Annotated in this window: 10 protein-coding genes; 7 read left to right on the top strand and 3 right to left on the bottom strand. The window is 70.9% G+C overall.

Features of this window, described 5'->3' with window-relative positions; all coding sequences use genetic code 11:
- Positions 1–56 precede the first annotated feature (56 nt).
- Complete coding sequence (locus ACZ573_RS33380) at positions 57–1577, bottom strand: peptide MFS transporter (protein ID WP_471311687.1); 1521 nt, start codon at positions 1575–1577, stop codon at positions 57–59.
- 497 nt (positions 1578–2074) lie between these two features.
- Between ACZ573_RS33380 and ACZ573_RS33375 the strand changes: the two genes are divergently transcribed.
- Both ACZ573_RS33375 and ACZ573_RS33370 read left to right on the top strand, forming a co-directional pair.
- Positions 2075–2752, top strand: coding sequence for a response regulator transcription factor (locus tag ACZ573_RS33375; RefSeq protein ID WP_030724697.1), 678 nt, complete (start codon positions 2075–2077; stop codon positions 2750–2752).
- A 37-nt stretch (positions 2753–2789) separates the two neighbouring features.
- The gene (locus ACZ573_RS33370; protein WP_471311683.1) at positions 2790–4055 is read left to right on the top strand and encodes an ATP-binding protein; all 1266 of its coding nucleotides are present in this window, start codon (positions 2790–2792) and stop codon (positions 4053–4055) included.
- Positions 4056–4123: 68 nt separating this feature from the next.
- On the opposite strand, the gene ACZ573_RS33365 is transcribed toward ACZ573_RS33370, so the two are convergent.
- Positions 4124–4660: a GtrA family protein gene (locus ACZ573_RS33365; RefSeq protein ID WP_471311680.1), complete on the bottom strand. Its 537-nt coding sequence runs from the start codon at positions 4658–4660 to the stop codon at positions 4124–4126.
- A 187-nt stretch (positions 4661–4847) separates the two neighbouring features.
- On the opposite strand from ACZ573_RS33365, the gene ACZ573_RS33360 reads away from it, so the two are divergent.
- From ACZ573_RS33360 to ACZ573_RS33345, 4 genes are all read left to right on the top strand, one after another.
- A complete protein-coding gene (locus ACZ573_RS33360) occupies positions 4848–5987 on the top strand; it encodes a 5-(carboxyamino)imidazole ribonucleotide synthase (protein WP_471311677.1) in 1140 nt (379 codons plus the stop codon).
- Positions 5984–6520, top strand: coding sequence for a 5-(carboxyamino)imidazole ribonucleotide mutase (purE, locus tag ACZ573_RS33355; RefSeq protein WP_471311674.1), 537 nt, complete (start codon positions 5984–5986; stop codon positions 6518–6520). Before ACZ573_RS33360 ends, purE begins: the two co-directional genes overlap by 4 nt.
- Entirely contained in the window at positions 6517–7698 is a 1182-nt protein-coding gene (locus ACZ573_RS33350; RefSeq protein ID WP_471311670.1) for a dipeptidase, read from the top strand. The genes purE and ACZ573_RS33350 overlap by 4 nt, the downstream gene beginning before the upstream one ends.
- Before the next feature lie 142 nt (positions 7699–7840).
- Positions 7841–8914 (top strand): membrane dipeptidase, encoded by a 1074-nt coding sequence (locus ACZ573_RS33345; RefSeq protein WP_471311668.1) that lies wholly within the window; start codon positions 7841–7843, stop codon positions 8912–8914.
- A 177-nt stretch (positions 8915–9091) separates the two neighbouring features.
- Here ACZ573_RS33345 and ACZ573_RS33340 read toward each other — a convergent pair whose 3' ends face one another.
- Positions 9092–10435, bottom strand: a complete 1344-nt coding sequence (locus ACZ573_RS33340) for a UDP-glucose dehydrogenase family protein (RefSeq protein WP_471311665.1) — start codon at positions 10433–10435, stop codon at positions 9092–9094.
- Between the two features lie 194 nt (positions 10436–10629).
- Between ACZ573_RS33340 and ACZ573_RS33335 the strand changes: the two genes are divergently transcribed.
- On the top strand, positions 10630–11787 hold the full coding sequence (locus ACZ573_RS33335) for an acyl-CoA dehydrogenase family protein (RefSeq protein ID WP_327735737.1): 1158 nt from the start codon (positions 10630–10632) through the stop codon (positions 11785–11787).
- Positions 11788–11828: the final 41 nt, after the last annotated feature.

Genomic DNA, 11828 nt, shown 5'->3' with positions numbered 1-11828 from the left:
GCCCGGCACACCTTCCGGTGTGCCGGGCCGCTTCGTCGTACAGGGGCGCGAACGCGTCAGCCCATGCCGCCCATCAGGGCGTTGACCTTCTTGCGGTACATGAAGATCGCGAGGCCGGCGAGCGTCGCGGCGACCGCCTGGAAGAGGATGACCCCGACGCCGTTCAGCTGCACGTCGGCCAGACCCATCAGACCGGTGATGCAGTCACCGGCGGTGACGGCCAGGAACCAGACACCCATCATCTGGGAGCCGTACTTCTGCGGCGCCATCTTCGTGGTGACCGACAGGCCGACCGGGGAGAGGCACAGCTCGGCGAGGGTGTGCATCAGGAAGATGAGCACCAGCCACCACATGGTGACCTTGGTGTCGTTGCCCGCGGTCTGGCTCAGCGGCAGGGCGAAGACGAAGAACGAGGCGCCGACGATGACCAGGGCCACCGAGAACTTCACGATGGTGCTCGGCTCGCGGTTGCGGCGGGCCAGGGCCACCCAGGCGGCGGCGAAGACCGGGGCCAGAGCCACCACGAAGAGCGGGTTCAGCGACTGGAAGATGGTGGTCGGGACTTCCCAGCCGAACAGGGCGCGCTCGGAGTTCTTGTCACCGAAGAGCGAGAGCGTCGAACCGCCCTGGTCGTAGATCATCCAGAACACGGCGGCGGCCACGAAGAACCAGATGTAGGCGCTCATCCGGGTCTGCTCGACGGTGGACAGGTCCTTGTCCCGCTTGATGCGGACGAGGACGGCGACCGGGATGAGCAGACCGGCGATGGTGATCGGGTACAGCGCCCACTTGATGGTGAACATGTCCGCGGCGACCACGGCGCCGTAGAAGACGGCGACGGCGGCCAGGACGGCCAGGGCCTTGACGATCACGGCCTTGCGCTCGACCGGGCTCAGCGGGTTCGGGACGATGCTGCTCTGCGGGCTCAGGGTGCGGCCGGCGAGCAGGTAGACCACCAGGCCGACGGCCATGCCGACGGCGGCCAGCGCGAAGCCGAGGTGCCAGTTCACGGTCTCGCCGACGATGCCGATGCCGACCGGTGCGAGGAGGGCACCCACGTTGATGCCGATGTAGAAGATCGTGAAGCCGCTGTCACGGCGCGGGTCGTCCACACCGCGGTACAGGTGGCCGACCATCGTGGAGATGTTGGCCTTCAGCAGACCGGAGCCGACCGCGACCAGCAGCAGACCGACGAAGAACGCGATCTGGCCGGGCAGCGCGAGCGACACGTGGCCCGCCATGATCACGCCACCGGCGATGGCTACCGTCTTGCGGGCGCCCCAGACACGGTCACCGAACCAGCCGCCGGGCATGGCCATGAGGTAGACCATGGCCACGTAGACGGAGTAGATCGCCGTGGCCGTCGCCGCAGTGAAGCCGAGGCCACCACCCTGGCTGCCGGTCGCGGCGTCGACACCGCCGGAGACCAAGTACAGGACGAGAAGCGCACGCATGCCGTAGTAGGAGAAGCGCTCCCACATCTCGGTCATGAACAGCGTGGCCAGGCCGATCGGGTGGCCGAGGAGGGTCTTCTCGTGAGCGGGGCTCGGAGAAGCCGTCGTCAGGCTGGAAGCCATGGTCGATCCTTGCTTGCTCGGGACGCATCGGCTTCGTGAGCTCATCCGCGCCCGGTGGGGGGTGGCCGGCACCGGCGGACGGATCTCCCACCCCACGCCTCGGGGTCCGCCCCACGGGGGTGGGGGCGGCAGGACATCCGTAACCGGGATCCACGCCCTCCCGCGCATCATCACGCGAGGGGCCCGGCCAACAGGTCATTCACTGTCGTCAAGACGGGCCGGGCCGGCCCCCGAGAGGACCGTCCGTCCGGTTCAGGACAGAAATTAGAGACCTTGCGCTGCTTTTCGGCACAAAGGTCCCTGAGGTATTGCATCAGGCGTCTCGCCACCATACGACACGACACTGCGGCATATGAAAGGACTTGAGAGATGGATCACAAGGCGCGCCGGGAACCGTTCGGCCATATTCGAAGGCGCTTAGTAGTTCATAAGCCCAGATAGAGAGGGGTCTTCCCGCAGGCCTCTGCTTTCAGCCGCCGCGGACTACCATCACCCACATGACGCGTGTACTGCTCGCCGAGGACGACGCATCCATCTCGGAGCCCCTGGCCCGCGCCCTGCGCCGGGAGGGGTACGAGGTCGAGGTCCGGGAGGACGGCCCCACCGCCCTGGACGCGGGACTGCAGGGCGGCGTCGATCTCGTCGTCCTCGACCTGGGACTGCCGGGTATGGACGGCCTGGAGGTCGCCCGCCGGCTGCGCGCCGAGGGCCACGGCTTCCCGATCCTGGTCCTCACCGCCCGGGCGGACGAGGTCGACACGGTCGTCGGCCTGGACGCCGGCGCCGACGACTACGTGACCAAGCCCTTCCGCCTGGCCGAACTGCTCGCCCGGGTCCGGGCCCTCCTGCGGCGCGGTGCCACCGAGGCCCTCCAGCCCCCCGCCACCCACGGCGTGCGGATCGACGTCGAATCGCACCGGGCCTGGATGGGGGAGGAGGAGCTCCAGCTCACGGCCAAGGAATTCGACCTGCTGCGGGTCCTGGTCCGCGACGCGGGCCGGGTCGTCACCCGCGACCAGCTCATGCGCGAGGTCTGGGACACCACCTGGTGGTCCTCCACCAAGACCCTCGACATGCACATCTCCTGGCTGCGCAAGAAGCTGGGCGACGACGCCGCCAACCCCCGCTACATCGCCACCGTGCGCGGCGTCGGCTTCCGCTTCGAGAAGAGCTGACCGCCTCCTCTGCCCCACCTGGGGCATGCTCTAGGGCATGCGCCGCCGCCTCATCAACTCCACGCTCGCCGTGGTGCTCGTCGTGATCGCCGTCTTCGGGGTCTCCCTCGTCATCGTGGAGACCCGGACCATCACCAGCAGCGCCCAGGACCGCATCGAGTCCGAGGCGCTGCGGCTCGTGGGCATCGTCGAGGCGAACGTCCTGGAGAAGAAGCCGATCGACCCCGTGGCCCTCGGCGAGCAGCTGGACGCCGGCCACCACGCGCGGATCACCGTCCCCGGCCAGCCGGCCGTCGACGTGGGCCCCCCGATCCCCGACAGTGTGATCCGCGGCACCGCCCGCGGGGAGCAGGGCGAGGTCGTGGTCGTCGAGGAGTCCCGCTCCACCGTGACCCGCGAGGTCGGGCGGACCCTGGCCGTGGTCGGCGCGGTGGCCCTGCTGGCCGTCGTGGCGGCCGTCCTGCTCGCCGTACGGCAGGCCAACCGGCTGGCCTCCCCGCTCACCGACCTGGCCGAGACGGCGGAGCGGCTCGGATCGGGCGACCCGCGGCCCCGGCACAAGCGGTACGGGGTCCCCGAGCTGGACCGGGTCGCGGACGTGCTGGACTCCAGCGCCGAGCGGATCGGCCGGATGCTGACGGCCGAGCGGCGGCTGGCCGCGGACGCCTCCCACCAGCTGCGCACCCCGCTCACCGCGCTCTCCATGCGGCTGGAGGAGATCACCGTCACCGACGACCTGGCGACCGTCCGGGAGGAGGCGACGATCGCCCTGACCCAGGTGGAGCGGCTCACGGACGTGGTGGAGCGGCTGCTCACGAACTCGCGGGACCCGCGGACGGGCTCCGCGGTCCCCTTCGACCTGGACGAGGTCGTCAAGCAGCAGGTCGAGGAGTGGCGGCCGGCCTACCGCAGCGCGGGCCGGGCCATCGTGCGCTCCGGACGGCAGGGCGTACGGGCCGTCGGCACCCCGGGCGCGGTCTCGCAGGTGCTGGCCACCCTGGTGGAGAACGCCCTGATGCACGGCGGCGGCACGGTCGCGCTGCGCACCCGGGTGATCGGCAACCAGGCGGTGCTGGAGGTCACGGACGAGGGACCGGGCGTCCCGCCGGACCTCGGCAACCGGATCTTCGAGCGGGCCATCAGCGGCCGCAACTCCACCGGGATCGGCCTCGCGGTGGCCCGGGACCTCGCGGAGGCGGACGGCGGCCGCCTGGAGCTGCTCCAGACGCAGCCCCCGGTGTTCGCGCTGTTCCTCAGTCGGACGGCCCCGGAGCGGGCCGAACCGCAGGCCACCGTCCGCTAGGTCCTGTCGTCAAAGTGGCGTCGGGCCCGACGGGACTTTGACGACAGGGCCTAGGAGCCCCGGCGGTACTAGTTGTTCGCGGGCGCCGGCTCGGGCACCGGATCCGGCCTGCGGTCCGGCTTCGGCAGGGGCGCCGGCTCCGGCATCGGCTCGGCCGGCTCCGCCGGCGCGGGCAGGGCCTTGAAGACCCAGGTCCGGTACGACCAGAAGCGGAACACGGTGGCGGTCCCGATGCCGATGAACTTGAACACGTTGCTGGCGACCGGGCCGTCCCAGCCGAACCCGTAGGTGGCGGTGTAGAGCACACCGCTCTCGATGACCAGCCCGATGCCGCTGAAGGCGGCGAACAGGACGAGCTCGCGGGTGCGGCCGCTCTTGGCGCGGTCCCGGTAGGTGAAGTAGCGGAAGCCGATGTAGTTCGTGGCGATGGCCACGACCGTGGCTATCACGCTCGCGCGCACCACCTGCAGGTCGGTGGTGTTGCGGATCAGGTTGAAGACGCCCAGGTTGACCAGGACACCCAGACCGCCGACCGCCCCGAACTTGGCCACCTCTCGTACGAGGCCGCGTACACGTTCGACGACCGATCCGCCAGGCGTGCTCATCAGTAGGTCAGTCCTGTCGGTCACCGCCCGCTTACGGGGCGTCCGGTGTTCTCCGTCAACCCACCCATGCTAAGTCTCCCCCCTGCGCTCCGTCTGTGCCTTCCGGCACCCTGCGACACACGGCACACGGGCAGATCGGGCCAGGGGCACGTCCGGATGGCGGAATACCGGCGGATACCCTGGAGGAGTGACGTTCCCGGTAGTCGGTATGGTCGGCGGCGGCCAGCTCGCCCGCATGACCCACGAGGCGGGCATCCCCCTCGGCATCAGATTCAAGCTCCTCAGTGACACCCCGCAGGACTCGGCGGCCCAGGTCGTGAGCGATGTCGTCATCGGCGACTATCGCGACCTGGAGACGTTGCGTGCCTTCGCGCGCGGCTGTGACGTGATCACCTTCGACCACGAGCATGTACCCATGGAGCACCTTCGGGCCCTGGAAGCGGACGGCATCCCCGTCCGCCCGGGGCCCGACGCTTTGGTGCACGCCCAGGACAAGGGGGTGATGCGCGCCAAGCTCGACGAGATCGGCGCGCCCAGCCCCCGCCACCGGATCGTGAGCGATCCGGACGACGTGACCGCCTTCGCGCAAGAGGTGGGCGGCTTCCCCGTCATCCTCAAGACCGTGCGGGGCGGGTACGACGGCAAGGGGGTGTGGTTCGTCCGCACCCCCGAGGACGCGGCGGCCCCGTTCAAGGCGGGCGTCCCGGTCCTCGCGGAGGAGAAGGTCGACTTCGTCCGCGAGCTCGCGGCGAACATCGTCCGCTCCCCGCACGGCCAGGCGGTGGCCTACCCCGTCGTCGAGTCCCGTCAGGTGGACGGCGTCTGCGACACGGTGATCGCCCCGGCCCCGGACCTCTCGGAGGCCCTCGCGGGCGAGGCCCAGGCCCTCGCCCTGCGCATCGCCAAGGAACTCGGCGTGACCGGCCACCTGGCCGTGGAGCTGTTCGAGACCACCGACGGCCGGATCCTGGTCAACGAGCTGGCGATGCGCCCGCACAACAGCGGCCACTGGACCCAGGACGGGGCCGTCACCTCACAGTTCGCCAACCACGTACGGGCGGTCCTGGACCTCCCGCTGGGCGACCCGCGCGCCCGCGCCAGGTGGACGGTCATGGCGAACGTGCTGGGCGGGGACTACCCCGACATGTACGCGGCGTACCTGCACTGCATGGCGCACGACCCCCAGCTGAAGATCCACATGTACGGCAAGGACGTGAAACACGGTCGCAAGGTCGGCCACGTCAACACCTACGGCGACGACCTGGACGATGTGCTGGAGCGCGCACGCCACGCTGCCGACTACCTCAGAGGAACGGTCACCGCATGAGCACCACCTCCGCAGCCCCCGTCATCGGCATCGTCATGGGCTCCGACTCGGACTGGCCCGTCATGGAGGCGGCCGCCCAGGCCCTGGACGAGTTCGAGATCCCCTACGAGGTCGACGTCGTGTCCGCCCACCGGATGCCGCGCGAGATGATCGCGTACGGGGAGCGGGCCGCCGAACGAGGGCTGAAGGCGATCATCGCGGGCGCGGGCGGCGCCGCCCACCTGCCCGGCATGCTCGCCTCGGTCACCCCGCTGCCGGTCATCGGTGTGCCCGTGCCGCTGAAGTACCTGGACGGCATGGACTCCCTCATGTCGATCGTCCAGATGCCGGCCGGGATCCCCGTCGCCACCGTCTCGATCGCCGGGGCGCGCAACGCGGGCCTGCTGGCCGTACGGATGCTGGCCGCCCACGACACGGAGCTGCTGGCCCGCATGAACGACTTCCTGCAGGAGCTCAACGACCAGGCCACCGAGAAGGGCAAGCGGCTGCGTACGAAGGTCGCGAGCGCGGAGTCCTTCGGGTTCGGCAAGTGAGCGCGGCGCAGCGTCTGGACGAGGCGCGCGAGCTGTTGGCCGAACACCCCGTCGTGGACGGCCACAACGACCTGCCCTGGGCGCTGCGCGAGCAGGTGCGCTACGACCTGGCGCGCCGGGACATCGGGGGCGACCAGTCCGCCCACCTGCACACCGACATCCCCCGGCTGCGCGCCGGCGGCGTCGGCGCCCAGTTCTGGTCCGTCTACGTGCGTTCCGACTACGCCGGTGACGAGGCGGTCAGCGCCACCCTGGAGCAGATCGACGTCGTCGCCCAGCTGATCGACCGTTACCCCGGCGACCTCGTGCGGGCGCTGACGGCGGACGACATGGAGGCGGCCCGCGCCGACGGCCGGATCGCCTCGCTGATGGGAGCCGAGGGCGGCCACTCCATCAACAACTCGCTGGCCACCCTGCGCGCCCTGCACCAGCTGGGCGTGCGGTACATGACGCTCACGCACAACGACACGATCGACTGGGCGGACTCGGCCACCGACGAGCCCCGGCACGGCGGTCTGACCGACTTCGGCCGTGAGGTCGTCCGCGAGATGAACCGCGTCGGCATGCTGGTGGACCTCTCGCACGTCGCGGCGACCACGATGCGGGACGCGATCGAGGTGTCGGCCGCGCCGGTGGTCTTCTCGCACTCCTCGGCCCGGGCGGTCTGCGACCACCCGCGCAACATCCCCGACGACGTGCTGGCGATGCTGCCGGCCAACGGCGGGGTGGCGATGGCCACCTTCGTACCGAAGTTCATCCTCCCGGCGGCCGTCGAGTGGACCCTGGCCGCCGACGAGAACCTGCGGGCGCACGGTCTCCACCACCTGGACACCACCCCCGAGGCGATGGCCCTGCACCGGGCCTTCGAGGAAGCGCGCCCGCGCCCGGTGGCCACGGCCGCGACGGTGGCGGACCACCTGGACCACATGCGCGAGGTGGCCGGCATCGACCACATCGGCATCGGCGGGGACTACGACGGCACGGCCTTCACCCCGTCCGGCCTGGACGACGTGGCGGGCTACCCGAACCTCGTCGCCGAGCTGCTCACGCGCGGCTGGTCCAAGGCCGACCTGGCGAAGCTGACCTGGACCAACGCGGTACGCGTGCTGCGCGACGCGGAGTCGGTGGCCCGCGACCTGTCGGCATCGCGGGGGCCGTCGAACGCGGTACTCCGGTAGCGGACGCGGTGCCCGGCGGGCGCGGTGACAGGGTGTGACCTGCGGGTTCACTCGAACGCTGCGTCCGCCGGGCGGCCCTGCGCTCCCGCGTGTCACGGTGGCACCATCTCTCCCTGCTGCCGCCGAGACCGGAGCCAATGCCATGGCCGACCTGCAGGATGAACCCCACTCCGTGGGCATCGGAGCCGAAGACCACCCCGCACCCCCGGTTGCGGTGGCGGCGGGCGCCCTCGACCGGGCTGTCGCGCTGCTGGCCGTCCATCCCGTGGCCGACGGGTGCAACACCCTGGTCTGGACCCTGCACCAGAGTCCGTACCACGACATCGAAACCTCGGACACGGGCGTGGACACCGACATCCCGCGGCTGCGCGCCGGGGGAGTGGGGGCCCAGTTCTGGTCCCTGCTCGTGCCGTCGGCGCGGGCGCGCGCGGACGCCCCCGGTGACCAGGTGCTCTCCGACACGCTGGACCAGATCGACACGGCGCTGACCCTGATGCGCCGCTACCCCGACAGCCTCTGCCTGGCCCTCAGCGCCGACGACCTGGCGGACGCCCGCAACCGGGGCCGCATCGCCTCGTTCCTGGGCCCGGTGCCCGGCCGCACGCTGACCGACTCCCTGGGCGCGCTGCGCGCCTTCCACGCGCTGGGCGTACGGATCCTCGCGCCCGCGGGAGCGCCCTGGGCGCAGGAGGAACTGACGGCCTTCGGCCACGAGGTGGTCCGCGAGGCGAACCGGCTGGCGATCCTGCTCGACCTCACCGGCTGCCCGCCGACGGTCGCCTGCAGGCTCGCGGGGGCCTCCAAGGCCCCGGTGATCATCTCGAACACGGCGGCGGCCTCGCTGAACCCGCATCCGGGCAACGTGACCGACGAGGTCCTGGCCGCGCTACGGGAGGCCAACGGCCTGGCGATGGTCACCTTCGACACCGCGCGCACCGGGGACTCCCTGCACGCGGTGGCGGACCACCTGGACCACGTACGGGCGATCGCGGGCCCGCACGGCGTCGGACTCGGCGCCGCCTTCGGCACCGGACCGGACCACCCCCGCCCGACGGGCCTGGCCGACCCCTCGGGCTATCCGCGGCTGATCGCGGAGCTCCTGGAGCGCGGCTGGCCGGAGTCCGAGGTGGCCCTGCTGACCTGGGGCAACGCCCAGCGCGTCCTGCGCGACGCGGAGTTCACCTCCCGCGCCGCCCACCACAGGCAGAGCGCCTAGTACCCCCACGGCGCCCGAACGCACCGCGCCCCGTCCCGGATCACCGGGACGGGGCGCGGCTCCTGATGTTCCCAGGGCTTCGGCACGTCCAGCCCCGCCGGCGTTCGAGGCGCGGCGGTCCGGGGGCGGAGCCCCTGGCAATGGAGCCGCACCGGCACCCCGCCTCCGCACCCACCCCTAGGCGCGCGGGCGGCCCATCGCCCGGTAGGTCCAGCCCGCTGCCCGCCACTTCACCGGGTCCAGCGCGTTGCGGCCGTCCAGGACGAGCCGGTCGGTCACCACACCGGCCAGCTCCGCCGGGTCGAGGTCACGGAACTCGCGCCACTCGGTGAGGTGCAGGACGACCTCCGCGCCCCGGGCCGCCGCCAGCGCGGAGTCCGCGTAGCCGAGGGTCGGGAAGACGCGGCGGGCGTTGTCCATGCCCTTGGGGTCGTAGACGGTGACCTGGCCGCCCTGGAGGTGGATCTGCCCGGCGACGTTCAGCGCGGGGGAGTCCCGTACGTCGTCGGAGTCCGGCTTGAAGGTGGCTCCGAGCACGGCGACCCGCTTGCCGAGGAACGAGCCGCCCACGGCCTCCCGGGCCAGCTCGACCATGTGCCCGCGCCGGCGCATGTTGATGGAGTCGACCTCGCGCAGGAAGGTCAGCGCCTGGTCGGCGCCCAGCTCACCGGCGCGCGCCATGAACGCCCGGATGTCCTTGGGCAGGCAGCCGCCGCCGAAGCCGATCCCGGCGCGCAGGAACTTCGCGCCGATCCGCTCGTCGTAGCCGATCGCCTCCGCCAGCTTGACCACGTCGCCGCCGGCGGCCTCGCAGACCTCCGCCATCGCGTTGATGAAGGAGATCTTGGTGGCGAGGAAGGAGTTCGCGGCGGTCTTCACCAGCTCCGCGGTCGGGAAGTCGGTGACCACCAGCGGGGTCCCCTCCGACATCGGCGTCTCATACACCTCGCGCAGCAGCTTCTCGGCGCGCTCGCCCTGGACGCCGATCACGATCCGGTCCGGGTGCAGGGTGTCGTCCACCGCGAAGCCCTCCCGCAGGAACTCCGGGTTCCACGCCAGCTCCACGTCCGCGCCCGCCGGGGCCAGCTCCGCGAGCTTCACCGCGAGCCGCTCCGCCGAGCCCACCGGCACCGTGGACTTGCCGACCACCAGGACCGGCCGCGTCAGGTGCGGGGCGAGCGAGGCCATCGCGGAGTCCACGTAGGACATGTCGCAGGCGTACTCGCCGTGCTTCTGCGGGGTGTTCACGCACACGAAGTGGACGTCGCCGAAGGCGCCGACCTCCTCGAAGGAGGTGGTGAACCGCAGCCGCCCGGTCGAGCCCGGCAGCCCGGCCACGTGCTTGGCCAGCAGTTCCTCCAGCCCGGGCTCGTACATCGGGACCCGGCCCGAGGCCAGCATCTCGATCTTCTCGGGCACCACGTCCAGCCCCAGCACCTCGAAGCCCAGCTCCGCCATCGCGGCGGCGTGGGTCGCACCGAGGTATCCGGTGCCGATCACAGTGATCCTGAGGGGGGCCATGGGTGCTCCAGAGGTGCGGGGCCGTTTGCGGCCACTGAGCATAGTCGGGCCCACCAGCGGGGACGTTCCCCAGGAGACCGCCGCTGTCACCCATCTCACGTGGCCCGTCCATATCGCCATCCGTGACCGGACCACTAGGCTTGGGTTACTTAACGGTAGTTAGCATCACGCATCACCCTGGGGAGTGAGAGATCTTGGCGGGTTCTGCCGACTTCGACCTGTACCGCCCGGCCGAGGAGCACGACATGCTCCGCGAGTCGGTCCGCTCGCTCGCCGAGGCGAAGATCCTGCCGTTCGCCGCCGCGGTCGACGAGGAATCCCGCTTCCCGCAGGAGGCCCTGGACGCCCTGGTCTCCAGCGACCTGCACGCGGTCCACGTGCCCGAGACCTACGGCGGCGCGGGCGCCGACGCCCTGGCCACCGTGATCGTGATCGAGGAGGTGGCCCGTGTCTGCGCCTCCTCCTCCCTCATCCCGGCCGTGAACAAGCTCGGCTCGCTCCCGGTGATCCTCTCCGGTTCCGAGGAGCTCAAGGCCAAGTACCTCGGCCCGCTGGCCAAGGGCGACGCGATGTTCTCGTACGCGCTCTCCGAGCCGGACGCGGGCTCCGACGCCGCCGGCATGAAGACCCGCGCCGTGCGCGACGGGGACTTCTGGGTGCTCAACGGCGTCAAGCGCTGGATCACCAACGCGGGCGTCTCCGAGTACTACACGGTCATGGCCGTCACCGACCCCGAGAAGCGCTCCAAGGGCATCAGCGCCTTCGTCGTGGAGAAGAGCGACGAGGGCGTGTCCTTCGGCGCCCCGGAGAAGAAGCTCGGCATCAAGGGCTCCCCGACGCGCGAGGTCTACCTCGACAACGTCCGGATCCCGGCCGACCGCATGATCGGCGCCGAGGGCACCGGCTTCGCCACCGCGATGAAGACCCTGGACCACACCCGCATCACCATCGCGGCCCAGGCGCTCGGCATCGCCCAGGGCGCCCTGGACTACGCCAAGGGCTACGTCCAGGAGCGCAAGCAGTTCGGCAAGCCGATCGGCGACTTCCAGGGCGTGCAGTTCATGCTCGCGGACATGGCCATGAAGATCGAGGCCGCCCGCCAGCTGACCTACTCGGCCGCCGCGAAGTCCGAGCGCGTCGACGGCGACCTGACCTTCTTCGGCGCCGCGGCCAAGTGCTTCGCCTCCGATGTGGCCATGGAGGTCACCACGGACGCCGTCCAGCTCCTCGGCGGTTACGGCTACACCCGTGACTACCCGGTGGAGCGCATGATGCGCGACGCCAAGATCACGCAGATTTATGAAGGCACGAATCAGGTTCAGCGCATCGTCATGGCCCGCAACCTGCCGTAGCGGGTACCTGACCTGCAGCGACGCGAACTCCCCCGGCATGG

The organism is Streptomyces sp. NPDC040545 (assembly GCF_055595065.1).
Note: the sequence above shows the minus strand (reverse complement) of the source record. Positions and strands in the feature narration are given on the sequence as shown.